At 69.7% G+C, this 26,330-nt stretch carries 22 protein-coding genes and 1 pseudogene; 5 read left to right on the top strand and 18 right to left on the bottom strand.

Annotated features, from left to right (window positions below):
* Positions 1-65: 65 nt before the first annotated feature.
* Genes AC6LKG_RS09815 through urtA form a run of 6 tightly spaced genes read right to left on the bottom strand, consistent with a single transcriptional unit; the run spans position 66 to position 6,050 of the window.
* A complete protein-coding gene (locus AC6LKG_RS09815; protein ID WP_498164137.1) occupies positions 66-464 on the bottom strand; it encodes a DUF2946 domain-containing protein in 399 nt (132 codons plus the stop codon).
* A 25-nt stretch (positions 465-489) separates the two neighbouring features.
* A complete protein-coding gene (urtE, locus tag AC6LKG_RS09810) occupies positions 490-1,188 on the bottom strand; it encodes an urea ABC transporter ATP-binding subunit UrtE (protein WP_498164136.1) in 699 nt (232 codons plus the stop codon).
* 1 nt (position 1,189) lies between these two features.
* The gene (gene urtD, locus AC6LKG_RS09805) at positions 1,190-2,029 is read right to left on the bottom strand and encodes an urea ABC transporter ATP-binding protein UrtD (RefSeq protein WP_498164135.1); all 840 of its coding nucleotides are present in this window, start codon (positions 2,027-2,029) and stop codon (positions 1,190-1,192) included.
* Entirely contained in the window at positions 2,026-3,153 is a 1,128-nt protein-coding gene (gene urtC, locus AC6LKG_RS09800; RefSeq protein WP_498164134.1) for an urea ABC transporter permease subunit UrtC, read from the bottom strand. Before urtC ends, urtD begins: the two co-directional genes overlap by 4 nt.
* Complete coding sequence (gene urtB / locus AC6LKG_RS09795; protein ID WP_498164133.1) at positions 3,150-4,775, bottom strand: urea ABC transporter permease subunit UrtB; 1,626 nt, start codon at positions 4,773-4,775, stop codon at positions 3,150-3,152. Before urtB ends, urtC begins: the two co-directional genes overlap by 4 nt.
* A gap of 21 nt (positions 4,776-4,796) precedes the next feature.
* Entirely contained in the window at positions 4,797-6,050 is a 1,254-nt protein-coding gene (gene urtA / locus AC6LKG_RS09790; protein ID WP_498164132.1) for an urea ABC transporter substrate-binding protein, read from the bottom strand.
* A gap of 404 nt (positions 6,051-6,454) precedes the next feature.
* Between urtA and atzF the strand changes: the two genes are divergently transcribed.
* The 3 genes from atzF to AC6LKG_RS09775 are packed head-to-tail and all read left to right on the top strand — an operon-like array spanning position 6,455 to position 12,668.
* Positions 6,455-8,284 (top strand): allophanate hydrolase, encoded by a 1,830-nt coding sequence (atzF, locus tag AC6LKG_RS09785; RefSeq protein WP_498164131.1) that lies wholly within the window; start codon positions 6,455-6,457, stop codon positions 8,282-8,284.
* A gap of 26 nt (positions 8,285-8,310) precedes the next feature.
* Entirely contained in the window at positions 8,311-11,946 is a 3,636-nt protein-coding gene (gene uca / locus AC6LKG_RS09780; RefSeq protein WP_498164130.1) for an urea carboxylase, read from the top strand.
* Between the two features lie 2 nt (positions 11,947-11,948).
* Complete coding sequence (locus tag AC6LKG_RS09775) at positions 11,949-12,668, top strand: GntR family transcriptional regulator (protein WP_498164129.1); 720 nt, start codon at positions 11,949-11,951, stop codon at positions 12,666-12,668.
* 485 nt (positions 12,669-13,153) lie between these two features.
* On the opposite strand, the gene AC6LKG_RS09770 is transcribed toward AC6LKG_RS09775, so the two are convergent.
* From AC6LKG_RS09770 to AC6LKG_RS09750, 5 genes are all read right to left on the bottom strand, one after another.
* On the bottom strand, positions 13,154-13,969 hold the full coding sequence (locus AC6LKG_RS09770; protein WP_498164128.1) for an anti-sigma factor family protein: 816 nt from the start codon (positions 13,967-13,969) through the stop codon (positions 13,154-13,156).
* 1 nt (position 13,970) lies between these two features.
* On the bottom strand, positions 13,971-14,483 hold the full coding sequence (locus tag AC6LKG_RS09765; protein ID WP_498164127.1) for a sigma-70 family RNA polymerase sigma factor: 513 nt from the start codon (positions 14,481-14,483) through the stop codon (positions 13,971-13,973).
* 30 nt (positions 14,484-14,513) lie between these two features.
* A complete protein-coding gene (locus tag AC6LKG_RS09760) occupies positions 14,514-14,882 on the bottom strand; it encodes a COG4315 family predicted lipoprotein (protein WP_498164126.1) in 369 nt (122 codons plus the stop codon).
* Positions 14,883-15,051: 169 nt separating this feature from the next.
* The gene (locus AC6LKG_RS09755) at positions 15,052-15,516 is read right to left on the bottom strand and encodes a GNAT family N-acetyltransferase (RefSeq protein ID WP_498164125.1); all 465 of its coding nucleotides are present in this window, start codon (positions 15,514-15,516) and stop codon (positions 15,052-15,054) included.
* A gap of 9 nt (positions 15,517-15,525) precedes the next feature.
* The gene (locus AC6LKG_RS09750) at positions 15,526-16,452 is read right to left on the bottom strand and encodes a LysR family transcriptional regulator (RefSeq protein WP_498164124.1); all 927 of its coding nucleotides are present in this window, start codon (positions 16,450-16,452) and stop codon (positions 15,526-15,528) included.
* Positions 16,453-16,513: 61 nt separating this feature from the next.
* On the opposite strand from AC6LKG_RS09750, the gene AC6LKG_RS09745 reads away from it, so the two are divergent.
* A complete protein-coding gene (locus AC6LKG_RS09745; RefSeq protein WP_498164123.1) occupies positions 16,514-17,656 on the top strand; it encodes a 4-oxalomesaconate tautomerase in 1,143 nt (380 codons plus the stop codon).
* A 59-nt stretch (positions 17,657-17,715) separates the two neighbouring features.
* Positions 17,716-18,684: a Bug family tripartite tricarboxylate transporter substrate binding protein gene (locus AC6LKG_RS09740; protein ID WP_498164122.1), complete on the top strand. Its 969-nt coding sequence runs from the start codon at positions 17,716-17,718 to the stop codon at positions 18,682-18,684.
* Here the strand turns inward: AC6LKG_RS09740 and AC6LKG_RS09735 are convergent.
* The 7 genes and pseudogenes from AC6LKG_RS09735 to AC6LKG_RS09705 form a co-directional block, all read right to left on the bottom strand.
* Positions 18,641-20,041 carry a DUF1501 domain-containing protein gene (locus tag AC6LKG_RS09735; RefSeq protein WP_498164121.1) on the bottom strand — a complete coding sequence of 467 codons (1,401 nt, stop codon included), beginning with the start codon at positions 20,039-20,041 and terminating at the stop codon, positions 18,641-18,643. The two genes, AC6LKG_RS09740 and AC6LKG_RS09735, sit on opposite strands and share 44 nt — an antisense overlap.
* Positions 20,038-21,606, bottom strand: coding sequence for a DUF1800 domain-containing protein (locus AC6LKG_RS09730; RefSeq protein ID WP_498164120.1), 1,569 nt, complete (start codon positions 21,604-21,606; stop codon positions 20,038-20,040). The genes AC6LKG_RS09735 and AC6LKG_RS09730 overlap by 4 nt, the downstream gene beginning before the upstream one ends.
* 152 nt (positions 21,607-21,758) lie before the next feature.
* A pseudogene (locus tag AC6LKG_RS09725) lies at positions 21,759-22,393 on the bottom strand (SDR family oxidoreductase).
* Between the two features lie 156 nt (positions 22,394-22,549).
* Entirely contained in the window at positions 22,550-23,002 is a 453-nt protein-coding gene (gene azu, locus AC6LKG_RS09720) for an azurin (RefSeq protein ID WP_498164119.1), read from the bottom strand.
* A 196-nt stretch (positions 23,003-23,198) separates the two neighbouring features.
* The gene (locus AC6LKG_RS09715) at positions 23,199-24,524 is read right to left on the bottom strand and encodes a PQQ-dependent sugar dehydrogenase (protein WP_498164118.1); all 1,326 of its coding nucleotides are present in this window, start codon (positions 24,522-24,524) and stop codon (positions 23,199-23,201) included.
* 74 nt (positions 24,525-24,598) lie between these two features.
* Positions 24,599-25,933 carry a ferredoxin reductase family protein gene (locus AC6LKG_RS09710; RefSeq protein WP_498164117.1) on the bottom strand — a complete coding sequence of 445 codons (1,335 nt, stop codon included), beginning with the start codon at positions 25,931-25,933 and terminating at the stop codon, positions 24,599-24,601.
* Between the two features lie 10 nt (positions 25,934-25,943).
* Positions 25,944-26,255 (bottom strand): PepSY domain-containing protein, encoded by a 312-nt coding sequence (locus AC6LKG_RS09705; protein ID WP_498164116.1) that lies wholly within the window; start codon positions 26,253-26,255, stop codon positions 25,944-25,946.
* Positions 26,256-26,330 lie beyond the last annotated feature (75 nt).

The following is a 26,330-nucleotide window of genomic DNA, read 5'->3' as shown; positions in this document are numbered from 1 at the left end:
GCCCGAAGGGGGCGGCGCCGGTTCTGGCGGGCGCGGCGGCCGTCGGGTGGACGGCGCCGGCGCGGTCAGGCCGCGGGCGGTGCGCGCGGCTGGGCCGCGCGCCAGGCGTGGAGCGGATGGGTGGCGCGGTAGAACAGCGCCGGATAGGTGACGCCGCCGCTGGCGGGCGCCGGCAGCACGGTCAGGGGAGCGGGAGGGAGGCCGAGGTCGGCCTGGGGATTGCGGCAGAACGGGCAATGTGTGCCGTCGCCATGGTGGGCGGCGTGGTCGCCGGCCGGGTCATCGTTTCGCACCTCGATCGTCAGGGACGAGCGGCCGTCGGGGGCGCAGTAGTCCACGGTGACCTGGCGGCCGACATTGGGCAGGTGATTGCCATGCGCCAGCGACGGAACCAGCGACGCCCACAGGATCGCGATCAGCGCGATCCAGGCGTAGCCGCGGTTCAGGAAGTGGGCGAGGTGCATGACGGCGCATTATATCCAAGCCCTTTCAGACGGAAAGATGGCGCCGCACGTCCTCCCCGTCGATGGCGGCGCGGTCGCCGCTGGCCACCACCTCGCCGCGCGACAGCACCACGTAGCGGTCGGCCAGCTCGCGGGCGAAATCGAAGTACTGCTCGCACAGCAGGATGGCGATGTCGCCGCGCTGGCGCAGCATGTGGATGACACGGCCGATGTCCTTGATGATCGAGGGCTGGATGCCTTCGGTCGGCTCATCCAGGATGATCAGCTTGGGCTCGGCCACCAGCGCGCGGGCGATCGCAAGCTGTTGCTGCTGGCCGCCGGACAGGTCGCCGCCGCGCCGCGCCAGCATGCTCTTGAGCACCGGGAACAGCTCGAACACTTCCTCCTTGATGCGGCGCGCGCGCGCGGCCGGTTTGGTCGCCATGCCCATCAGGATGTTCTCTTCCACCGTGAGCCGGGCGAAGATGTCGCGGCCCTGCGGCACGTAGGCCATGCCGCGCGCGGCGCGCTGGTGCGGCGCCAGGCGGGTGACGTCGGCGCCGTCGAAACCGATGGCGCCGCGCGCCACCGGCAGTACGCCCATCACGCACTTGAGCAGGGTGGTCTTGCCGACGCCATTGCGTCCCAGCAGCGCCAGGCATTCGCCCTGGTTCACGGTCAGCGACACGCCGCGCAGGGTGTGGCTGCCGCCGTAGTACTGGTCGATGGTGTTCACGTTCAGCATGTCAGCGCCCCAGGTAGACTTCGATCACGCGCGGGTCGGCCTGCACCTTGGCCATCGGCCCCTCGGCCAGCACCGAGCCCTCGTGCAGCACGGTCACCTTGCCGTCGCCGGCGATCTGGTTGACGAAATCCATGTCGTGCTCGACCACCATCAGCGAATGGCGGCCGCGCAGCTCGTTGAGCAGTTCGCCGGTGCGCTCGGTCTCGGCGTCGGTCATGCCGGCCACCGGTTCGTCCAGCAGCAGCAACTGCGGTTCCTGCATCAGCAGCATGCCGATCTCCAGCCATTGCTTCTGGCCGTGCGACAGCAGGCCGGCGGGGCGGAAGGCGTCGGGCCGCAGCCGGATCAGGTCGAGCGTCTCGCCGATGCGGTCGGCCTGCTCGCCGGTCAGGCGCGCGAACAGCGTGGGCCGCACGCGCTTGTCGGTCTTCATGGCCAGCTCCAGGTTCTCGAATACCGTGTGCTGCTCGAACACGGTGGGGCGCTGGAACTTGCGGCCGATGCCGGCGTGCGCGATCTGCGCCTCGCTCAGCGTGGTCAGGTCGATGCTCTGGCCGAAGAACGCGGTGCCGGCGGTGGGGCGCGTCTTGCCGGTGATGACGTCCATCATGGTGGTCTTGCCGGCGCCGTTGGGGCCGATGATGCAGCGCAGTTCACCGACGCCGATGTCCAGCGTCAGGTCGTTGAGCGCCTTGAAGCCGTCGAAGCTGACGGTGATGCCTTCCAGGTACAGGATGGCGCCGTGGCTGGTGTCCAGGCCCTTGGGGCTGACACGGCCGTAGCCGGCGTCGCCGCTGGGGCCGCCGTCCAGCATGGCGGTTTCGGTATGGGTGCTGGTCATGCGCGTCGCTCCTGGTAGCGGGCGGCCAGGCGCCGGGCCAGGCCGACGATGCCGGTGGGCAGGAAGAGGGTCACCAGCACGAAGATCAGGCCCAGCGCGTACAGCCAGAATTCGGGCAGCACGCTGGTGAACCAGGTCTTCAGGCCGTTCACGGCGCCGGCGCCGATGATGGGGCCGATCAGCGTGCCGCGGCCGCCGGTGGCCACCCAGATCACCATCTCGATGGAGTTCTCGGTGGACATCTCGCTGGGGTTGATAATGCCGACCTGCGGCACGTACAGCGCTCCGGCGATGCCGCACAGCACGGCCGACAGCGTCCACACGAACAGCTTGAAGCCGAGCGGGTCGTAGCCGATGAAGCGCAGCCGGCTCTCGGCGTCGCGCACCGCCGTCAACACCCGGCCCAGCTTGGACTGGGTGACGGCGCGCGCCAGCACCAGCGCGCCGGCCAGCGCCGCCAGCGTGATCCCGTACAGCGCGGCGCGGGTGCCGGGCGCGGTGATGTCAAAGCCCAGGATGCGCTTGAAGTCGGTGAAGCCGTTGTTGCCGCCAAAGCCGGTGTCGTTGCGGAAGAACAGCAGCATGGCGGCGAAGGTCAGCGCCTGTGTGATGATGGAGAAATAAACGCCCTTGATGCGCGAGCGGAAGGCGAAGTAGCCGAACACGAAGGCCAGCAGGCCCGGCACCAGCATCACCAGCAGCATGGCGTACCAGAAGTGGTCGGTGAACGACCAATACCAGGGGTAGTCCTTCCAGTCCAGGAACACCATGAAATCCGGCAGGTTGCTCTGGTAGACGCCGTCGCGGCCGATGGCGCGCATCAGGTACATGCCGTGGGCGTAGCCGCCCAGCGCGAAGAACAGGCCGTGGCCCAGCGACAGGATGCCGGCATAGCCCCACACCAGGTCCAGCGCCAGGGCCGCCATGGCGTAGCACATGAACTTGCCCAGCAGGGCCACCGCATAGGCCGAGACGTGCAGAGGATGGCCGGCGGGAAACGCCAGGTTCAGCAGCGGCGCCAGCGCCAGCAGCAGCACCCCCGCGCCCAGCGCGGTCCAGGCGCGGCCGCTGAACAGCGGGCGGCGCGCCAGCAGGTTGAGATCGGTCAGCGCGGTCTGTTTCATTCGACGCTCCGGCCGCGCGGGGCGAACAGGCCTTGCGGCCGCTTCTGCACGAAAAGCACGATGAGCACCAGGATGGTGATCTTGGCCATGACCGCTCCCGCGTAAGGCTCCAGGAATTTGTTGACGCCGCCCAGGCCGAGCGCGGCGATGACGGTGCCGGCCAGCTGGCCGACGCCGCCCAGCACCACCACCATGAAGGAATCGACGATGTAGCCGCGGCCCAGGTCCGGGCCCACATTGCCCAACTGCGACAGCGCCACGCCGGCCAGTCCGGCGATGCCCGAGCCCAGCCCGAACGCCAGCATGTCGACGCGGCCGGTGGGCACGCCGACGCAATCGGCCATGCGCCGGTTCTGCGTGATGGCGCGCACGAACAGGCCCAGCCGCGTGTGGTTCAGCAGCGCCCACACCAGGAACACCACGAACAGCGCGAAGCCGATGATGACCAGGCGGTTGTAGGTCAGCACCAGGCCGCCCAGCACGGTGACGCCGCCGGACATCCAGCTGGGATTGCCCACTTCCACGTTCTGCGCGCCGAACAGTGTGCGCACGCCCTGCATCAGCATCAGGCTGATGCCCCAGGTGGCCAGCAGCGTTTCCAGCGGCCGGCCGTAGAGCCAGCGGATCACGGTGCGTTCCAGCGCCATGCCGACCAGCGCGGTGACCACGAAGGCCAGCGGCAGCGCCGCCGCCACGTACCAGTCGAGCCAGCCCGGCAGCCAGGCGCGGAACGCCGTCTGCACCAGGTAGGTGACGTAGGCGCCGATCATCAGCAGTTCGCCGTGCGCCATGTTGATGACGCCCATCAGGCCGAAGGTGATGGCCAGGCCCAGCGCGGCCAGCAGCAGCACGCTGCCCAGGCTGAGGCCGTAGAACAGGTTGCCGGCCCACTCGATGGTGGCCAGGTGGCGGTCGATGCGCTTGACCGCGTTGGCCGCCGCCTCGCGCACCGCGGCGTCCGGTTCGGCGTAGACGCCGTCGTGCTGTTGCGTCAGCGCCACCAGAGTCGGCCGGAACGTGGCGTTGTCGGTGCGGCCCAGCAGCTCGACCGCGTGGCGCCGCACGGCGGGGTCGGCGCTCTTGAGTTCGAGGTTGGCCTGCGCGATCTCCAGCGCGGCGCGCACGGCCGCATCCTGTTCGGCGGCCAGCGCCTTTTCCAGCAATGGCAGGCGCGCCGGATCGCCGGTCTGCTGCAGGCGCCGGGCCGCGGCCAGGCGCTCCTGCGCGTCCTCGGAGAACAGCCTCGATCCGGCCAACGCCGCTTCGATTGCGCGCCGCAGCCGGTTGTTGATGCCGATGGTGTCGGCTTGCGGCGGCAGGGGCAGGGTCGCGCCGCTGACCGGGTCGGTGGCCTGGCCGTCGTCGTCGCCGATCAGCACGCGGCCATCCGGCAGCACATACAGTTGATCGTTGCCCAGGGCTTGCAGCACTGCCTGCGCGCCGGGCTGGCGGCCCAGGGCGGCGATGGCCTGCAACTTGGCGTCGGTGTCGTCGCCGGCCAGGGGCGCCAGCAGCGCCGGGTCCACGCCGGGCGCGGCCGCTTGGGCGGCCAGCGCCGGCGCGGCCAGCAGCCATGCAAGCAGGAGATGACGCAGGAATTTCGCGATGACCGCATTGAGCATGGCTGCGCTTCCGGTTCCGGGTTAGAGACCTTGCTTGCTTTCGTTGCCCGGGATGTACGGGCTCCACGGTTGCGCGCGGATCGGGCCCTTGCTCTTCCAGACCACGTTGAACTGGCCGTCCGCCTTGATCTCACCGATATAGACCGGCTTGTGCAGGTGGTGGTTGGTCTTGTCCATCTCGATGGTGAAGCCGCTCGGCGAATTGAACTTCTGGCCGCCCATGGCCGCGATCACCTTGTCGACGTCGGTGGTCTTGGCCTGCTCGACTGCCTGCTTCCACATGTGGATGCCGATGTAGGTGGCTTCCATCGGGTCGTTGGTGACCACGGTGTTGGCGTTGGGCAGGTTCTTGGCCTTGGCGTAGGCCTTCCACTTCTTGATGAATTCCGCGTTGACCGGGTTCTTGATCGACTCGAAGTAGTTCCAGGCGGCCAGGTGGCCCACCAGCGGCTTGGTGTCGACGCCGCGCAGTTCTTCCTCGCCCACCGAGAACGCCACCACCGGCACGTCGGTGGCCTTCAGGCCGGCGTTGCCCAGTTCCTTGTAGAACGGCACGTTGGAGTCGCCGTTGATGGTGGAGATGACGGCGGTCTTGCCGCCGGCCGCGAACTTCTTGATGTTGGCGACGATGGTCTGGTAGTCGGAATGGCCGAACGGGGTGTAGACCTCGTCGATGTCGCTGTCCTTCACGCCCTTGGAGTGCAGGAAGGCGCGCAGGATCTTGTTGGTGGTGCGCGGGTACACATAGTCGGTGCCCAGCAGCACAAAACGCTTGGCGCCGCCGCCGTCTTCGCTCATCAGGTATTCCACCGCCGGGATGGCCTGCTGGTTGGGCGCGGCGCCGGTGTAGAACACGTTCTTTTCAAGTTCCTCGCCTTCGTATTGCACCGGGTAGAACAGCAGCCCGTTCAATTCCTTGAACACCGGCAGCACCGACTTGCGCGACACCGAGGTCCAGCAGCCGAACACTACCGCCACTTTGTCCTGCGACAGCAACTGGCGCGACTTCTCGGCGAACAGCGGCCAGTTCGAGGCCGGGTCGACCACCACGGCTTCGAGCTTCTTGCCCATCACGCCGCCGTTGGCGTTGATCTCATCGATGGTCATCAGGGCCACGTCCTTGAGCGACGTTTCCGAGATGGCCATGGTGCCCGACAGCGAATGCAGGATGCCGACCTTGATGGTGTCTTCGGCGGCGAACAACTGCGGTGTCCAGCCGGACAGGGCCAAGAGGCTCGCGGCGGTCAGTTGCTTGAGGGCTAGTCTGCGTTTCATGGTGACTCCTGGATGGGAAGGGGCCGGCGGCGCCGGCGATAACGGTCTCAATGCCTGGACTACATCCAACTACCTCTGCGCGCGGCCCTGCCGAAGCAAGGGCGTGACCAGGACATCAAAGCAAAAGGCGTGCCAACCGCATGGCGAGCATGGATGCGCTGTAGGGAAGCGTGGCTTCAAGCGGGGCGGGATGCCGGTGGGCGGCGGGGCATGGCGCGGATCAATCTGGTGCCGCGTGCACAAGATCGGTGCGGGCTTTGCCCGTTGGGAGTGCGCGCGCGCCGATGGCGCGGCCGGTGCCGCCAGCGCGGCGCGGGCGCGCAAGGGGGAAGGCGCGCGGTGCGGCGCACATGGCACGCGTATTGCTTGGGTATCCGGACTTGTATACAAGAAAGGATTCCAGCATGAATGCCGTAGCAACGCAGAAGGGCCCTCTCGGTTGGACCATCGCGCAGTGGCTGTCCGCCTATCAGGATGGCGCCACGCCCGAAGCGCTGTTGATGCCCCTGGCCGCCGCGCCCGACGATCCGGCCGACAATGCCTGGATCGTGCGCGCCAGCGCCGAGGTGCTGGCGCGCCAGCTCGATGACCTGCGCCTGTTGCTGGCCGCGGCCGGTGGCGAGCGCGCCCGCCTGCCGCTCTATGGCGTGCCGTTCGCCATCAAGGACAACATCGACGCGGCCGGCTGGCCCACCACGGCAGCCTGCCCGGCATTCGCCTACACGGCGCACGAGGATGCCACGGTGGTGCGGCGCCTGCGCGCGGCCGGCGCCATCCTGATCGGCAAGACCAATCTCGACCAGTTCGCCACGGGACTGGTCGGCACCCGCTCGCCGCATGGCGCGGTGGCCAACAGCTTCGATCCTGACTACGTCAGCGGCGGCTCCAGCTCGGGTTCGGCGTCCGTGGTGGCGCGCGGCCTGGTGGCGTTCTCGCTGGGTACCGATACGGCTGGCTCGGGCCGCGTGCCGGCGGGCTTCAACAATATCGTCGGCCTCAAGCCAACCAAGGGCTGGCTCAGCACCGCCGGCGTGGTGCCCGCTTGCCGCACGCAGGACTGCGTTTCCATCTTCGCGCTGACGGTGGATGATGCCGCGCGCGTTGCCGACATCGCCGGTGGCTACGACGAGCGGGATGCCTATTCGCGCGCCCAGCCGGCTGGCGCCGCCGCGCCCTGGCCCGCGACGCCGCGATTGGCCGTGCCGGACCGGCTGGAGTTCTTCGGCGATACGCAGGCTGCCGCCGCATTCGAGGCGGCGGTGCAGGCGCTCAAGGCCGGTGGCGCCCAGGTCGATAGCATCGACTTCGCGCCCTTTACCGAACTGGCGGCCCTGCTGTACCAGGGGCCCTGGGTTGCCGAGCGTTTCGCAGCCGTCGAGCCGCTGTGGCGCCGCGATCCCGATGCCATCCACCCGGTGGTGCGTGGCATCGTCGAAGGCGCGGGCCATTACGATGCGCTCGATGCCTTCAAGGCCGAGTACCGCCGCGCCGAACTGACGCGCCGCATACACCAGTCGCTGCAAGGCTTCGACGCGCTGGTGGTGCCGACCGCGCCGTCGGTCTACACCATCGCTCAATTGCAGGCCGAACCGGTGCGGCTCAACTCGCAACTGGGCATCTACACCAACTTCGCCAACCTGGCCGACCTGTCGGCGCTGGCCTTGCCGGCCGGCATGCGCGAGGACGGCCTGCCGGCCGGTATCACCCTGATCGGCATGGCGTGGCAGGACCGCGCGCTGGCGATCTTTGGCCGTCAATGGCAGGCGCAGCGGGGGCTGCCATTGGGCGCGACGGGCCTGCCGCTGCCGCCGCTCGGGCCGTCGCCGGCCGATGCCGGCCTGCTGCGCGTGGCCGTGGTGGGCGCGCACCTGAGCGGCATGCCCCTGAACCACCAACTGACCTCGCGCCGCGCGGTGCTGGTCGAAAAGACCCACACCGCCGCCGACTACCGGCTCTATGCGCTGGCCAACACCACGCCGCCCAAGCCCGGCCTGGTGAAGTCCGACAGCGGCGCGCCGATCGAGGTGGAGCTGTGGGACATCCCGCTGGCGGCGTTCGGCGCCTTCGTGGCCGAGATCCCCGCGCCGCTGGGCATCGGCACGCTGACGCTGCATGACGGCCGCCAGGTCAAGGGCTTCATCTGCGAGCCGCGCGGCCTGGAGGGCGCGCGCGACATCACCGCCTTCGGCGGCTGGCGCGCCTACCTCGCCAGCCTGAACGCCACCCCCCGCTAATGCCAATCGCCCCTGGGAGCCGAACCGTGTTCGATACCGTCCTCATCGCCAACCGTGGCGAAATCGCCGTCCGCGCCATCCGTACCCTGAAACGCCTGGGCATCCGCAGCGTTGCCGTGTATTCCGATCCCGACCGCAATGCCGCCCACGTGCGCGAGGCCGACATGGCCGTGGCGCTGGGCGGCGAGAAGGCCGCCGACAGCTATCTGCGCACCGACCTGCTGCTGGCGGCCGCGCGCGAGCACGGCGCGCAGGCCATCTACCCCGGCTACGGCTTCCTGTCGGAGAGCGCCGAATTCGCCGAGGCCTGCGAGGCCGCGGGCATCGCCTTCGTCGGCCCTACGCCGCTGCAGATCCGCGAGTTCGGCCTGAAGCATCGCTCGCGCGAGCTGGCCGCCGAAGCCGGCGTGCCGATGACCCCGGGCACGGGCCTGCTGGCCAGCCTGGGCGAGGCGCTGACGCAGGCCGAGCGCATCGGCTATCCGGTGATGCTCAAAAGCACGGCGGGCGGCGGCGGCATCGGCCTGTCGCGTTGCGACAACGAGGCCGAGCTGACGGTGGCGTTCGACAGCGTGCAGCGCATGGGCGAACATTTCTTCCGCGACGGCGGCGCGTTCATCGAGCGCTATGTGGACAACGCCCGCCACGTCGAGGTGCAGATCTTCGGCGACGGCGCCGGCCGCGTGCTGGCCCTGGGCGAGCGCGATTGCTCGGTGCAGCGGCGCAACCAGAAGGTGATCGAGGAAACACCAGCGCCGCACCTGCCGGCCGCGACCCGCGCGGCGCTGCTGGATGCGGCGGTCAAGCTGGGCGAGTCGGTGGCCTACCGCTCGGCCGGCACGGTCGAATTCATCTACGACCCGGCGCGCGACAGCTTCTACTTCCTGGAGGTCAACACCCGCCTGCAGGTGGAGCACCCGGTGACCGAGGCGGTGACCGGGCTGGACCTGATCGAATGCATGCTGCGCGTGGCGGCGGGCGAGCCGCTGGACCTGGCCGCGATGTCGCGCGCGCCGCAAGGCGCGTCGATCGAGGTGCGGCTGTACGCCGAAGACCCGCTGCGCCAGTTCCAGCCGTCGCCCGGCGTGCTGACGGAGGTGCATTTTCCTGAAGGCGTGCGCCTGGACGGCTGGGTCGCGACGGGCACCGAGGTGCCGCCGTTCTACGACCCGATGCTGGCCAAGCTGATCGTGCACGCCGACACCCGCGAGGCCGCACTCGACAAGCTGGCCGAGGCGTTGGCTCACACCCGCCTGCATGGCATCGCCACCAATCTGGATTACCTGCGCCAGATCGTGGCCGATGCGCGTTTCCGCGCCGGGCAGTTGTCGACACGCTTCCTGGAGGGCTTTACCTACCGGCCCGCGGCCATCGAAGTGCTGGAGGCCGGCACCTACACCAGCGTGCAGGACTACCCGGGCCGCACCGGCTATTGGGACATCGGCGTGCCGCCGTCGGGGCCGATGGACGACTACGCTTTCCGCCTGGCCAATCGCATCGTCGGCAACGCGCCCGACGCCGCCGGCATCGAGGCCACGCTGGTTGGGCCGACGCTGCGCTTTCATGGCGAGGCCATCGTCGCGCTGACCGGCGCCGAATGCGCCGCCACGCTCGATGGCGCGCCGGTGCCGATGTGGCAGCCGGTGATGGTGCGCTCGGGCCAGGTGCTGGCCACGGGCCGCGCGCTGTCCGGCTGCCGCACCTACCTCGCGGTGCGCAACGGGCTGGACGTGCCGGTCTACCTGGGCAGCCGCTCGACCTTCGCGCTGGGCCAGTTCGGCGGCCACGCCGGCCGCACGCTGCGGGTCGGCGACATGCTGCCGCTGGTGCGCCCCGAGCTGCCGGCCGCGAACGCCCAGGCGCCCGTGAATGCGCCGCAGGCCGCGCCGGCAGAACTGATTCCCGCCTATGGCAACACCTGGGAGATCGGCGTGTTGTACGGCCCGCATGGCGCGCCGGACTTCTTCCGCCCCGAGGCCATCGAGGCCTTCTTCGCCGCCGACTGGGAGGTGCACTACAACTCCAACCGCCTCGGCGTGCGGCTGACCGGCCCCAAGCCGACCTGGGCGCGCGAGAACGGCGGCGAGGCCGGCCTGCATCCGTCCAACATCCATGACTGCGAATACGCCATCGGCAGCATCAACTTCACCGGCGACAGCCCGGTGATCCTGACGCGCGACGGTCCCAGCCTGGGCGGTTTCGTCTGCCCGGTGACGATCGCGCGCGCCGAGCTGTGGAAGGTGGGGCAGGTCAAGCCGGGCGACCGCATCCGCTTCGTGCGCATCGATTACGCCGAGGCGGTGGCGCGCGAGGCGGCGCAGGACCAGAGCGTGGCGCAGTTGCGCGCCGTGGCCCCGCGGGCCACCGCGCCCGCCGCGCCGCCGGCTACCGCGTCGGAAACCATCATCGCCGCGCTGCCGGCGACGGACACGCGCCCGTCGGTGTCGTACCGCCAGGCGGGTGACGGCTACCTGCTGCTGGAATACGGCGACAACGTGCTCGACCTGGCGCTGCGCATGCGCATCCATCTGCTGATGGAGGCGCTGGCGGCGCAGCCGATCGACGGGGTCTGCGAACTGTCGCCGGGCGTGCGTTCGCTGCAGATCCGCTACGACAGCCGCGTGATCCTGCAACAGGCGCTGATCGCGCGGCTGCTGGAAATCGAATCGCAACTGGCCGACGTGGCGACGCTGAAGGTGCCGACCCGCGTGGTCTACCTGCCGATGGCGTTCGAGGATTCGGCCACGCTGGGCGCGGTGCAGCGCTACCAGGAAACGGTGCGCGCCAGCGCGCCGTGGCTGCCGAACAATGTCGACTTCATCCAGCGCATCAACGGCCTGGCCAGTCGCGAGGACGTGCGCCGCATCGTGTTCGACGCCAGCTACCTCATCATGGGCCTGGGCGACGTCTACCTGGGCGCGCCGTGCGCGGTGCCGATCGATCCGCGCCATCGGCTGCTGACCTCCAAGTACAACCCGGCGCGCACCTTCACGGCCGAGGGCACGGTGGGCATCGGCGGCGTCTACATGTGCATCTACGGCATGGATTCGCCAGGCGGTTACCAGTTGGTGGGCCGCACGCTGCCGATCTGGAACAAGTTCCTGAAGAACCCGGTGTTCCAGGACGGCAAGCCGTGGCTGCTGCGCTTTTTCGACCAGGTGCGCTTCTATCCGGTGAGCGAGGCCGAACTCGATACGCTGCGCGAGGACTTCCGCGAGGGCCGCACCACGGTGCGCATCGAGGAGGAGGTGTTCGACTTCGCCGCGCACCAGCGCTTCCTGGCCGAGCAGGCCGACAGCATCGGCGCGTTCCAGGCGCGCCAGAAGACGGCGTTCGACGCCGAGGTGGCACTGTGGAAGCACGAGGACGTGGCGGCGGCGCCGGTCGAAGCCGCGCCCGAGACGCAGACCCCGCTGCGCGAAGGCGAACGGCTGGTCTGCGCCGACATGTGCGGCAACATCTGGAAGATCCCGGTGCAGGTGGGCCAGAGCGTGGCGGCCGGCGATACGCTGGTGGTGGTGGAAGCCATGAAGATGGAACTGTCGGTGATCGCGCCGGTGTCGGGCACGGTCACGGCGATCCGCTGCGTGCCGGGCAAGCCCGTGAACGCCGGCGACGCGCTGATCGTGCTGGCCGAGGACGCCACCTGCCCGGTGACCTGATCATGCGCGATTCCGTACGCATCGGCCCGGCGCTGCGGCAGGCGCCGGCGCTCGCGGGGTCGCTGGCGGACCAGGTCTACCAGCGCATCAAGGACGAGCTGTTCGACTTCCGTCTGCTGCCGGGCGACCGCTTCACCGAGGCGGAGCTGGCGGTGCGGCTGGGGGTGAGCCGCACGCCGGTGCGGCTGGGGCTGGCGCGGCTGGAGCGCGAAGGCTTCGTGCTGCCCAGTCCGCGCAGCGGCTGGCAGGTACGGCCGTTCGATTTCGAGCGCTTCGAGGCGCTGTACGACGTGCGCGTGGTGCTGGAGCTGGCGGCGGTCGAACGGCTGTGCGCGCGCGAGCACATGGACGATAGCGGCCTGTTGGGGGCGTTGACGGATGTGTGGCTGGTGCCGCCGGCGCAGCGCATCCTGGATGGACGGATGGTGGCGGAGCTGGACGAGGCCTTTCACTGCTCACTGGTGGCGGCCGCCGGGAATGCGGAGATGGCGCTGATCCACCGGGAGGTGACGGAGAAGATCCGGATCGTGCGGCGGCTGGATTTCACCAAGGAGTTCCGGGTGGATGCGACGTATGAGGAGCATGGGGCGATTTTGCGGGCGGTGCTGGCTCGGCGGGGGGACGCGGCGGGGAGGATGTTGCGGGGGCATATTGAGATGAGCAAGGCTGAGGTGAGGAAGATTACGTTGCATATGTTGCATGTGGCTCGGGAGGGTTCTTAAGGCGCGGCGGGGCGAGGCTGGCGGGCGGGGGCGGGGGCTACGATTGCGGTCCGGAGCGTGCGATCCGGACTTGCCTAGGCGGCCCCCCCCTTCCTCATCTTCGTCCAGGCCTTCGGCCTTCCCTTCAGATTCCGTCGGGCGCATCTACACGCCCCGCACCCGCCCGCCAGCCTCGCCCCGCCGCTCGTCTGTCTTCCTGCGACGGATTTGGGGGGAGGGCGGTTTTCTTGGCGTTCTGTTCAACGTCGGGGTGGGGCGGAGGAGTTTGCGGGGCCCGCCAAAAACGGCTGCGCGGGCAGCCGTTTTTGGCATACATCGTGTGGGGCGTCGGGGGTGTGGTCGCTGCGCGAAGTGGCGGCGATGGGGGGCGCGCTTTGCGGCGCGCTTGTGGAAGGGCAACTGATTCTCGAACGAGGGTGTCTGAGCAGGGGCTTTGTTGAAGCCCGCGGGCAGATTGGCGCTCGCCGGGCGCGCCCGCGCCCGGGTCAGCCTTGCAGTTGTTTGTAGACTTCTTCGGACACGCGTTGCAGTTCGTCGCGGCTGACGGCGCCGGAGAGGGCGTAGCCGAATTGGCCTTCGACCCAGTAGAAGACGCGGACGGGGCCTTCCTGGGTGAATTGGAAGGCGGTCTGGCCGCCGGCGGCTTCGCGGGTGACGTAGAGGGTCAGGCGTTGGCCGTCGGGGGCGCCGTACATGAAGAGGGCGACGGGGCCGCTGCCGCCGGGCAGCAGGCGGCCGCCGACGAGGTCGTAGCCGGCGTGGGTCAGCGAGGGGGCGCGCACGGGGGCGCCGAGGCGCTTGGTGAGCCAGGTGACCAGGGCCTTTTCGTTGTCGCCGCTGACTTCGACGGGGCGGCCCATGTCGGGGGCGTAGACGGCGTGGGCGATGGCGGCGCGCTGGGCGTAGCCGCCGGCGGCGCGGTCCGGGGCGGCGGTGGCCAGTACGGTCCGCAGATGGCGGGCGTCCAGGGCGCCGCGGGCCAGCCAGGCGCTGCTGGCGCTGATGGCGGCAATGGCGATGCCGGCCGCCAGGGCGCGCCACGGCAGGCGTCGGGCCGGGGGCGAGAGCGGCAGGCGCAGGGGCAGGGGTTCGTCCAGCACCGGGTCCAGCAGGGCGTGCAGGGCGCGGCGCTGGGCCTGCCAGGCGTGCACGCGGGACAGGTCCTGCGGATGGGCGGCGAGGAAGGCGTCGACCTCGGCGTGGCGGCCGGGCGGCAACTGGCCGTCGGCGTAGGCGTGCAGGTCGGCTTCGGTGATCGGGTGGCCGGCGCTCGGGACGGCGTGGAGGCGTTTGTCGTTCATGTCATTTCACGCGATGGAGCCGGCCGGCGGGTTCCTGGCCTTGCATCAGGGCGCCCAGCCGTTCGCGGGCGCGCGACAGGCGCGACATCACCGTGCCCATCGGCACGCCCAGCACCTGCGCGGTTTCCTGGTACGACAGGTCCTCCACGCACACCAGCAGCAGCACTTGCCGCTGCTCGGCCGGCAGGCCTTGCAGGCAGCGGTCCAGGTCGCGCACCTCCAGGTGGTCGGTCTGCGTGGCGCGCACCGGCACGTCGGGCAGTTCGCCCGCGCCGGCCTGGTCGGCCTGCCGCTGGTTGGCGCGCACGCCGTCGATGAAATGGTTATGCATGATGCCGAACATCCAGGCCCGCAGCTCGCCGCGCCGTTGCCAGCGAGAATAGCGGCTCCAGGCCCGTTCGAGCGTGTCCTGCACCAGGTCGTCGGCCCGGTGCGGGTCGCCCGTCAGCCCGCGGGCATAGCGCCGCAGGCTGGGGATGCAGGCCAGGATCGCGGCTTCGTCGTCGGCGCGCATGGTCGGGCGTGGATGGGCGGCGGGTCCCGGTCAGGGCTTGATGACGTGCCAGACGTCCTTGAAGTTGTCGCCGGTCTTGTCGCCCGGCTTGGCGTCCTTGGCGTACAGGTAGATGGGCTTGCCCTTGTAGGCCCACTGCTTGGAGCCGTCGTCGCGGGTGATGACGCTCAGGTCGCCCGAGGCCTTGGCGTCGGCTGCGGCCATGACTGGCGGCCAGATCTTGGCGCACTGGTCGTTGCAGGCGCTCTTGCCGCCGGCATCCTTGTCGAAGGTGTAAAGGGTCATGCCGGCGCTGTTGACCAGGATGCCGTCCTGGGTCTTGACGGCCTGGGCGTGGGCGCCGGCCGAGAACAGGGCGGCGCAGGAGAGGGCCAGGGTGGCGGCGAATTGTGTGCGCATGTCGTGCCTCGCAGAAGGAAGAGTGGGGGACTGCCCTCTACAGACGCCGGGCGGCATCGCAATATTCCGCCAGGGCGAAAAAAAAGTGGAGGGCCGGGAGTCGCCGCTCCGGCCCCGCTTCGTGCCGTCCGCGGCAGGCCATCCTGTCCCGGGGCCGGCGGCCCGCCGGTCAGGCGTGGCCGGCGGCGTGCGTGGCGGGGTCGTAGCGCATTTCTATTTCCTGGGCCGTCTCCTCGACAGGGGCGAAGCCCAGCGACTGGTAGAGCCGGCGGGCGCGATTGCCTTTCAGGACGGACAGGGTCACGGGCGCGCCTTCCTGGTCGGCCTGCCGCAGCAGGCCGGCCAGCAGGCGCCGGCCCAGCCCCTGGCCCTGGAAGGCCGGGTCGATCTGGATCTGCACCACGCGCCAGCCGGCGGCGTCGCGGCGGGTCTTGAACAATCCGGCCGGGCGTCCGTGCAGCCAGACGATCTGGGCGTCGTCGAAGTGGTGGCGGATGCGCGCCAGGTGGTGGGCGTCGTCCAGCGGCGCGCCGGCGCGCGCCAGGTGTTCTGTCATGGTCGCCTTGCGCAGCGCCAGAAGGAACGGCAGGTCGTCTTCGGTGGCGGCTTGCAACGCCAGGGAATGAGGGCTCATGGTGCGGCTTCAGGGTTGCTTGGAGGAACCACGCTTGGCGCTCTTGCCGGCCTGGTGGATAAGGTTATATAGCTGTTGCGCCGCCGGCGCCAGGGGGCGGCCCCGACGCGAGATCAAACCCAGGCTGCGGGTGACGCGCGGATGTTCGAGCTTGACGCCCGCCAGGGTGGCGTGGCCGACCGGCGGCATCGCCAGTTGCGGCACCGCCGCCACGCCCAGGCCCGCCTCCACCAGCCCCAGCAGCGTCATGACATGGCTGACCTCGAAGGCGCTGACGGTGCGCTTGCCGCTCTTGGCCAGGGCGTCGTCGATCAGCAGGCGGTTGCCGCTTTCCTTGGCCACGGTCATGAAGCGTTCCTGCGACAGTTCTTCCCACGACACGCTGCGGCGCGCGGCCAGCGGATGGTCGCGCCGCACCGCCAGCACGAAGTCCTCGCGCAGCACCGCCTTGAAGTCCACGTCCGGCTCCTGGGTGCCGAAAAAGCTGATGCCGAAGTCGGCGCGGCCGGTCACCACGCTGTTGAGCACGGTGTGGGCGGTCTCGTCGATGATGCGCACGCGGATGCGCGGAAAGCGTTCGGCGTAGTGATGGATGATGGCGGGCAGGAAGTAGTAGGCCACCGACGGCACGCAGGCCACGGTCACCAACCCGCCGCGCTGCGCCGCCAGGTCGCCGATGCTGAGCACCGCGCGTTCCAGTTCGTCGATGGCGCCGCGCGCCCGTTCCAGGAAGATGCGGCCGACGTGCGTCAGCGCCACGCGGCGGGTGGTGCGTTCCAGCAGGCGCGCGCCCAGCAGGTCCTCCAGCTTGTCGATGCGGCGGCTCAGCGCGGGCTGCGACAGGTTCAGGTCTTCGGCGGCGGCGCGAAAACTGGCGCGTTCGGCCACGGCCACGAAGGCCTGCAATTCCTGTAAATCGAAATTGATGCGTGCCATGCATTAATCCATCCGTAAGTTGCAATTCAAATAATAGCCGCGCCGTCGCAGAATGCACGGCATGGAAACGATCATCCCTTGCGTACTGATGCGTGGCGGCACCTCCCGCGGTCCCTTTTTTCTGGGCGACTGGCTGCCGGCCGATCCCGCCGAGCGCGACCGGCTGCTGTTGCAGGCCATGGGTTCGCCCCACGCGCTGCAGGTCGACGGCCTGGGCGGCGGCAACTCGCTGACCAGCAAGGTCGCGATCGTGTCGCGTTCGACCCGGCCCGACTGCGATATCGACTATCTGTTCGCGCAGGTCTCGGTAGACCGCGCCAGCGTCGACACCCGTCCCAACTGCGGCAACATGCTGTCGGGCGCCGCACCGTTCGCCATCGACGAGGGCCTGATCGCCGCGGCCGACGGTGAAACTTCGGTGCGGGTTCACAACGTCAACACGGGCGCCGTGATCGAGGCGGTGGTGCAGACCCCGGGCGGCCGCCTGACCTACGAAGGCCAGGCGCGCATCGACGGCGTGCCGGGCGAGGCCGCCCCGGTGCGCCTGAACTTCCTCGACGCCTGGGGGGCGGTCACCGGCCGCCTGTTCCCGTCCGGACTGCGCCAGGAGCGGGTGGACGGCGTGGCCGCCACGCTGATCGACGCCGCCATGCCGATGGTGTTGCTGCGCGCCGCCGATTTCGGCCTGCGTGGCGACGAATCGCCCGCCGAGCTGGACGCCAACGCCGCGCTGCTGGCGCGCCTGGAGCGCATCCGTCGCGAAGCCGGCGCCCGCATGGGCCTGGGCGATGTGTCCGACAGCGTCATTCCCAAGCCGGTGCTGCTGGCGCCCGGCAGCGATCCGGCCATCCTGTCAGTGTGCTCGCGCTACTTCACCCCGCACGCCTGCCACCGCGCCCACGCCGCCACCGGCGCCGTCGGCGTGGCCGCCGCCTTCCTCATGCCGGGCACGGTGGCGCATGATTGCGGCGGGCCGGCGCCGCGTCCGGGTTACCGCGGCGTGCGCGTCGAGCACCCGTCGGGCGGCATGGATATCGATGTGAAGCTGGACGATGCCAGTGGCGAGGTCCGGGCCGCCGGGCTGGTGCGTACCGCGCGCAAGATCATGAAGGGCCTGCTGTACGTGCCTGGCCGCTATGGCGCGGCGCGGCAGGAGCAGGACGCCCGCTACCGGCTGGCAGCACGCCAGCCGGTGGCGGCGTGAACCGATACTAGACTCAGCGGCCCGCAGAGGCCGTTCACAGAACCCCCTGGAGACACGACATGGCTTTTTCCTCTCGCAGCACCCTGTGCGCGGCTGCCCTTTGCCTGGCCCTGGGCGGCCAGGCCGCCCACGCCGAATTCCCCGAGCACCCCATCACCATGGTGGTGCCCACCGCCGCCGGCGGCGGCAACGACACCCTGGCCCGCGTGATCGGGCAGAAGATGGGCGAATTGCTGGGCCAGACCGTCATCGTGGTCAACAAGCCCGGCGCGCAGGGCGCCATTGCCGCCGACTACGTGGCGCGCCAGCCGGCCGACGGCTACACGCTGATGCTCGGCTACATCGGCACGCATGGCATCAATCCGGCGCTGCAGAAGCTCAACTACGATCCGGTGCGCGACTTCACCGCGATCGGCATGGTGGCCGACTCGCCCACGTTGATGGTGGTGTCCAGCAGCATCGGCGTGCAGGACGTGCCGGGCCTGCTCAAGTACGGCCAGGCCCACCCCGACGGCCTGAGCTACGCCTCGGCCGGCCCGGGGACGGCGCCGGCGGTGGCGGGCGAGCTGTTCAACCGCGCCACTGGCGCGGCCATGCTGGAGATTCCCTACAAGGGTTCCGCGCCCGCCATGACGGACACGCTGGCCGGCGTCACCCAGGTCATGTTTCCCAGCCTGTTCAGCGCCTATCCGCACCTGAAGTCGGGCAAGATCCGCGCGCTGGGCGTGGCCGGCGCGCGCCGCGCCAAGGTGCTGCCCGACATGCCGACGCTGGCCGAGCTTGGCGTGCCGGGCGTGGACGTGGCGCAGTGGTACGCGGTGTTCGCGCCGGCCAACGCCGATCCGCAGGTGGTCGCCAAGTTGAACACCGCGCTCAATGGCGCGCTCAACGATCCGGCCGTGGCCGCCAAGATCGACGACCAGGGCGCCGAGGTGCGCACCAGCACGCCGGCCGAGCTGGCGGCATTCGTGCGCGAGGAAGCCGTCAAGTGGAAGAAGCTGGCATCGACGATTCACGCTGCGCTGTAAAAAGCGCCAAAGGCGTGGCGTCGAAGTGGCGCAGGTTCGGAAACACCAGGCGCAGGTCGTCCTGGCTGGCGCCGAACCAGCCGCCCAGCGCCGCGCCCAGTTGCTCCACCGCCAGCGTCGGCAGCAGCCGGCCGTTGTCGACGAAACCAGGGCCGTCGGCTGCGATCCGCGGAGGCGTGCCGTGGTAGCGGCCGCCATTGACGGCGCCGCCCAGCACGAAGTGATGCGCGCCCCAGCCGTGGTCAGAGCCGTTGCCGTTCGATCCCAGCGTGCGGCCGAATTCCGAGGCGGTGAAAGTGGTGACCTGGCGCGTCACGCCCAGGCCGGCCAGCGCCGCCTGGAAGGCGGCCAGGGACTGGCCCAGTTCCTTGAGCAAGGCGGGGTGGGTGTCGTTCAGGCCGGTGTGATTGTCGTAGCCGTTCTGCGACACGAAGAACACCTGGCGCCGCGCGCCAAGCGTCTGGCGCGCCGCGATGATGCGGGCCACGATCTTCAACTGCTGCGCCAGCGGCGAGTCGAACTCGCCCGGCACCGCCACGCCAGACAAGGCCGCCCGCAGGCGCGTGTCGGCGTCGATCGACTGGGCGGCGATGCGCGACATTTCCCGTTCCATCAGGTGCGCGCGCGGTTGCGTGATCAGTTGGCGCAACAGCGCGGTGCAGGCGCTGGAGCCATACATGTCGCGCGTCAGCAGTTCGATGCGGGTCGAGCCGTTCACGCCGACCCGGTAGCCGGCGACGTGGCGGCCCGCCAGCAGCACGGTGTTGCCGCCTGCGGTGATGCCGGTGAAGCTGCGCTGCGCGTTGATGTCGGCGTACAGGTCCGTCAGGCGTCCGGCCCAGCCGGACGAGGCGCCTTCCGGCGCCAGCGCCTGCCAGTACGACTGCTGGTCGTTGTGCGAGAACAACTTGGGCGGCAGCGGCACGCGCGCGCCGATATAGTCGGCTTTGCTGGTGGGCACCACCAGCGGGCCGACGTTCAGCACCGCCGCCATCTCGCCGCGCTCGAACAGCGGCGCCAACGGCGCCAGGGAAGGGGCCAGGGCGAATTGCGCGCCGCCGGTCGCCGGCGTCTTGCCTTGTAGGGCGGTGGCGCGCAGCGCTTCGCGCGGCAGCGCGATGTCGCCGCGGGCGGCGGCATACGCGCGGTAGGCTGGCGCATCGAACGGCACCAAGGTGTTGAACGGGTCGTTGCCGCCGTACAGGAAGACGCACACCAGCGCCTTGTAGTCTCCCGGCGGCGCGGTCTGCGCCGCCGCCGCGCCCAGCGCCGCCAGGTTCAGCGCCAGCGGCGCCGCCGCGTGGCTCGCGCCCAGGGCGCAGGCGCGCAGCAGGAATTCGCGGCGATCGGCTTTCATTTCTGCACCAGGTATTCAGGGCTGGCGGCCACCAGCGTGATGGCGGCGCGCACGCGGTCGCGCGGCCGCTCGCGCGGCAGGGTGTCGACCGCCTGCGCGATGGCCTGCGCCGTGGCCGCGCTGAAGGCGTCGCCCGCCAGCAGCAGCACGACCCGTGCCACCAGCGCGTCGGCGTCGGCGGCCAGGGCGATCTCGGCGGTGTAGGGGGTCTGCAGGTCTTCCCAGCCGCGATCGACGTAGATGGCCACGAAGTTCAGGTAGCCGGCGATGCTGGTTTCATCGGTGATCTGCAGTTCCGGCGCCACCAGGCCGCGCCGCGCCAGTTCGGTGACCGGCGGCGTATAGCGCGGCCGGAAGAAATTGAACACGCTGGGCGAGCGCATTGGGCTCTGCCCCAGCCGGATGGTGTTATCGGTGGTGTCGGGCATGGCCCAGGCGCCGTTGGTGGAGGTGGCGCCGAACGCGCGCGCCCAGCCGGAAAAGCGCAGGATCGGCTCGCGCACCTTACCCCAGCCGGGCGCCGAAAGATCGGGGTGGCGCGCCTCGTCGTCCAACAGGATGGCGCGCACCACCGCCTTGAGGTTGCCGCGCGCGCCGTGGCCGTCGTCGTCGAATACGGCCGCCACGCGCCCGACATAGGCCGGACTCGGATTGCTGGTGACCAGCCGCTGGATCAGTTGCGTGCCGATGAACGGCCCCACGTTGGGATGCGCGTTGATCACTTCCATCGCGCGCTTGAGCGACAGGTGGCCGTCGGTGCCGGGCGGAATCACCGCGCCCAGGAAGCGCTTTTCGGCCAGCGAATGCAGCGCCGGATTGAGCGCCATCGGCCGGCGGTGGAACTGCACGTCGGTCTCCGGCCCGTCCAGGTCCCAGCCGGTGAAGACCTTGGCCAGGCCCTGCACGTCCGCATTGGCGTAGGTCTCCACGGGGGCGCCGTCCACCAGCCGCGGCGTGCCGTCGCGGTTCAGTTCGACCAGGCCGATGCTGAACAGCTGCATCACCTCGCGCGCATAGTTCTCGTCGGGATGGCGGCCGGTGCGCGGATCTTCCTTGCGATTGCCGCGATAGGTCAGCATGCAGCCCATCGACAGGTTGCGAGTGACGGCGGTGAGCAGGTCCTGATAGGTGCCGAAGGCATGCTCGGCCAACAGGTCCATGAAGCCGGCGGCGCCGAACAGCGGCCAGTTGGCGGTGATCGACGCCACGCCGACCACGAAGATCTCCGACAGCGCGAACGCCACCCGGGTGCGCACCTGATCTTCCGCGCTGATGAACTTGCGCCACAGCGTCGATTCCAGCGGCGCGTTGATGCCGTTGCCCTTGTAGGCCTCGGTGTCCTTGCCTTGTTGCAGCAGCCAGTCGAAATGGCTTTGCGAGGGCGGCAGCGCCAGTTGCGTGTCGAGCCAGGCGGCATAGCCGTCACGCACCACCGCGTCGATCAGCCCGGGAGTCGGGCCGAACGTGGCTTGCGCCAGGAAGCGCGAGGCCTGGCCAGGCGTGGGCGGGCGGGTTTCAGCGGAGGCGGAAGCGGGCGGCGCCGCTTCGGACGGCGACGCGGACATGCAGGCAGCCCCGGGATCGAATGCGAGAGCCTACGGTAGCGAAGCGCCAGGGGCGCTTCAAGACCATCATTCGGACGAGGGACTAATACTTTTGCACGAGGCGCGCGCAAGCGACGCGCCGGCCCGCGCGCGGGCCGGCCAAGCCACGCGGATTACACCGAACGGGTGATGCCGCCGTCGATGCGGATGTTCTGTCCGGTGATGTACGAGGAAGCGTCGGAAGCCAGGAAGGCGATCAGGTCGGCACTTCCTCGGCGGTGCCGTAGCGGCCCATCGGGATGCGCGCGCGCCGGTCTTCCTTTTCCGGCAGGCTGTCGATGAAGCCGGGCAGCACGTTGTTCATGCGCACGTTGTGCGCGGCGTATTCGTCCGCGAACACCTTGGTGAACGCGGCCAGCCCGGCGCGGAACACGCCGGACGTGGGAAACAGCGCCTCCGGCTCGAAGGTGGCGTAGGTCGAGATATTGACGATGGCGCCGGCTTTCTGCTGCTTCATGACCGGCGCCACCAGGCGCGCGATGCGCACCACGTTCAGCAGGTAGAACTCCATGCCCAGGTGCCAGTCGTCGTCGCTGATTTCCAGCAGCGGGCCCTTTGGCCCGTGGCCGGCACTGTTGACCACGGCGTCGACGCGGCCCCACTTCTGCAGGGTCGCGTCCACCAGCCGCGCCAGGTCCTCGGGCGAGCGGTTCGAGCCGGTCACGCCCAGGCCGCCGAGTTCGGCGGCCAGCGCCTCGCCCTTGCCGGACGAGGACAGGATCGTCACGCGGTAGCCGTCCGCCGCCAGTTTGCGCGCCGCCGCCGCGCCCATGCCGCTGCCGCCGGCGGTGATGATCGCCACTTTATCCGTGCTCATGCGTCGTTCCCCAAGAAAATTGGCAAACGGCCATTGTAGGGGCGGCAACGCCGCCCCGCGCGGATCCCGAGAGGCCGGCAGGGGCGATCAGTCGACCAGCTTGATCACGCCCTTCATCAGCGCGAAGTGGCCGGGGAACGAGCAGAAGTAGACGTAGTCCTGGCCGGCGGCCAGCTTGCTGACGTCGAAGGTGACCGAATCGCTTTCGCCGCCGCCGATCACCTTGGTGTGGGCGATGACGCGGGCGTCGTCCTTCTTGACGTAGTTGTTGTCCAGGCCGGCGGCCATGCCGTCGTTGACGGCGCCCTGCATGTCGGCCTGCTTGGTCAGCACCCAGTTGTGGCCCATGACGTTCCGGGCCAGCTTGCCGGGGTGCTTGAGATTCACGGTGAACTGCTTGCAGCTCTTGCTGACCGTGATTTCCTTCTTGTCGAACTGCATCTGGTCATTGCCGGCGATATCGACCGAGCATTCGGCGGCCAGCACCGGGGCCGAAGCCAGGGCCAGGACGGTCGCGGCGCAGAGATTCTTCAACAGCATGTTCATGCCTCCAGGGGAAAAAGGGGGAGTGAAACCGCGCGGCTCCGCTGGACGGAGCCGTGCGGCCGTTGCGGCATTCTCACCCCAGTCTACGCTTTGCGGCGCGCATGCGCCTGCAAGCGGCTTGACGCAGCGCAAGCGGGCGCCAGTGAATTGCGCCGCCAGGGGCCCCGGCTCTGCCTTCGATGGCGTCGTTTCAGCGGGCCGGTTCCGCGGCGCTGACCCGCCAGATCGCGTTGCCGACATCATCGGCCACCAGCAACGCGCCATGCCGGTCCAGCGCCACGCCCACCGGCCGGCCGCGCGCCTGGCCAGCCTCGTCGAGGAACCCGGTCAGCACGTCGCGCGCCTGGCCGTCGGCGCGCCGGCCGGTGAAGGGCACGAAGATGACCTTGTAGCCGCTGCGCGGGTCGCGGTTCCAGGAGCCGTGCTGGCCGACGAACATGCCATGGGTATACGGCGCCGGCAATGTGGCGCCGCCCGACCAGGCCAGCCCCAGCGAGGCGGTGTGCGGCCCGAGGGCGTAATCGGGCACGATCGCCCGCGCCACCAGGTCCGGGCGCGGCGGCTTGACGCGGGTATCGACGTGCTGGCCGAAATAGCTGTAGGGCCAGCCGTAGAAGCCGCCATCGCGCACCGAAGTCATGTAGTCGGGCACCAGGTCGCTGCCCAGTTCGTCGCGTTCGTTCACCGCGGTCCAGAGCGTCGTGCCGTCCGGCCCCCACGCCATGCCCACCGGATTGCGCAAGCCCGTGGCATAGAGACGCTTGGCGCCGCTGGCGACATCAATCTCCCAGATGGCGGCACGGCCTTCTTCTTCGGCCATGCCGTTCTCGCCGACGTTGCTGTTCGAGCCCACCGTGGCATACAGCTTGGCGCCATCCGCGCTGGCGATGAGGTTCTTGGTCCAATGATGGTTGCGGCCCGCCGGCAGGTCGGTCACCTTGACGCCTGGCGCGCTGATGCGGGTCTGGCCGGCCTGGTAGGGAAAGCGCAGCACCGCGTCGGCGTTGGCCACGTACAGTTGGTCGCCGATCAGGGCCATGCCGAAGGGAGAGTGCAGGCCCTCGAGGAACACGCTGCGCGTCTGCGCCGCGCCATCCGGCGTCAGGCCGCGCAGCAGGGTGATGCGGTTGGCGCTGGGCGTGCGCGCGCCGGCGCGCTTCATGACGATGCCGGCGGCCCAGTCCTTGAAGCCGCCCGAGGCTTCGGGCGGCTTGGGCGGGGCGTTGGTCTCGGCCACCAGCACGTCGCCGTTGGGCAGTACATACAGCCAGCGGGGATGATCCAGGCCGCGGGCATAGGCGCTCACCGCCAGGCCGCTGGCCGGGGTGGGCAGGCCGGTGTCGCTCCAGCCCACCGCCCGGGCCGTGTTGACCGTGGGGATCAGGGTGGTGTTGGGGGCGGGCAACTCGGGGCGTGGCCCCATGCCGGCTTCCACCGGCAGGCGCGCGACTTCGCCGCAGGCGGCCACCAGGCCGGTGGCCGCGGCCAGCGCCACCAACAGATATCGAATGCGCATGGCGCGGCTCCAGTCGCGAGGGATGGACAAGCCTTCATCATACGACGCGGCTGCGCCCCTGTTGACGCCACCGCCTAGCGCATGTCGAAGGCCTCCTGGTGCCAATGGACACCGCCACGGCCCAGGCGCCGCAGGCCCTGGCGCAGCGCCGCCGCCAGGCCCGCCGGGCCGCAGAACCAGACGTCGGCGACCCTGCCGGCGGCCACCTCACCCTGAGCCAGGGCAGCCGCGTCCAGCCGCTGTCCCTGCGCCGCGCTGTGCACTTGCAGCGTCACGTTGCCGAGCCGTTCGCAGCGTTGCCGCAGCACCTCGACGAACGGGTCGCTGCCGGCATCGCGCACGCAATAGTGCAACCACACGGGCGGGTATTCGCCGGGCGCGTCGCGGGCGGCTTCCAGCCAGGCCAGGAACGGCGTGACGCCGATGCCGCCGGCGACCCACACCTGCGGTCCCGCGGCGGGGTCGACGGGACGTTCGAAGCGGCCATAGGGCCCCTCCACCGTGACCGGCGCGCCCTCGCGCAGCGTGGCGGCCAGGCGCCGGGTGTAGTCGCCCAGCGCCTTGATCTGGAACGTGACGTCGTGGCGTCCGGGGTGCGGTGCGCTGGCGATGGTGAACGGGTGCGCGCCTTCGCGCCGGTCGAAGGTGACGAAGGCGAACTGCCCGGCCGCATGGCCCGGCCAGCGCGGGCCGAGTTCACAGGTGACTTCAAGGATGTCGCCAGGCCGCTGGACCAGCCCCTTCACCCGGCCGGCAACGCGCCGGCCACGGCCGATGCGGCCAGCCAGCGCCAGCAGCGCGGCCCCGGCGCCACCCGCCATCAACGGCAGCAGCAGCACGCCGGTCGGCCCGGTCCAGTAGTAGGCCGGCGCCAACGCCAGGGTATGGAACACCAGCGCCAGATAGGCCAGCGGCATGGCGCGGTGGACGATGCGCCAGGCATGGTACGGAAAGCGGCGCCACAGGGTGATGACCAGCATCGCCAGCAAGGCGTAGAGCGTCCATTCGCCCAGATCCTTGGCCAGGCCGCGCGAATCGGCCAGCATGGCCAGCACCGCATCGCGCGCGGGCCGGCCTTCGGTGCCGACCAGCGCCTTCAATGGGGTGCTGGCCAGCTTGATCAGCCAGTGCGCCCCGCCGGCGCCGACGGCCAGGATGCCGGCCCATTTGTGCAGCCGGTAGATCTTGTCCATGCCGCCCAGCGGGCCCTCCAGCCAGGCCGGACGCAACGCCAGCAGCATGATCAGCGACATCAGGCCGATCGACCACACGCCCGTCAGGTACAGCGCCTGCTGGCGCAATACCCAGGGCCAGGCGGCGCTTGCCGCCGGTTGCAGAAGGAGGGCATCGACTGCCCAGGCGCCGGTCAGCGCCAGCAGGAAGAGGCCCAGGACGGAACGGGTTTTCATGGCGTCGGCCTCAATCCTTGATGCGGCTGCGCAGCACCGCGCCGGTCTGCGCGTCCACGCGCAGCTTCACGCGTTGGCCTTGCGCGTTCTCGGCCTTGACGTCATAGGCGCGCTGATGCTCCAGTTCGATCTCGGTGATGTTGCGGTAGCCCGCGGCGGTCAGCGTGTCGTAGATCTGGCGCACGGTCAGAAGCTGCGCGGCCTGCGCCGGCGCGGTTGCCGCGGGTGCCGGTTGCTGCGCGGTCTGCGCCAGCGCGGCGCTACCGGTGACGGCGGCGGCGCCGAGGGCCAGGGCGGACAGGGTTTTGCGGATCGGGTTCATGCGGTTTTCTCCTGAAGGTTGAAGTACGGCCGCGAATCGGCCATGACGTCATTATTCGAGGGGGCGCATGAACCC

The organism is Achromobacter sp. 46006, from assembly GCF_059761975.1.
This window is presented reverse-complemented; position numbering and strand designations above follow the sequence as displayed.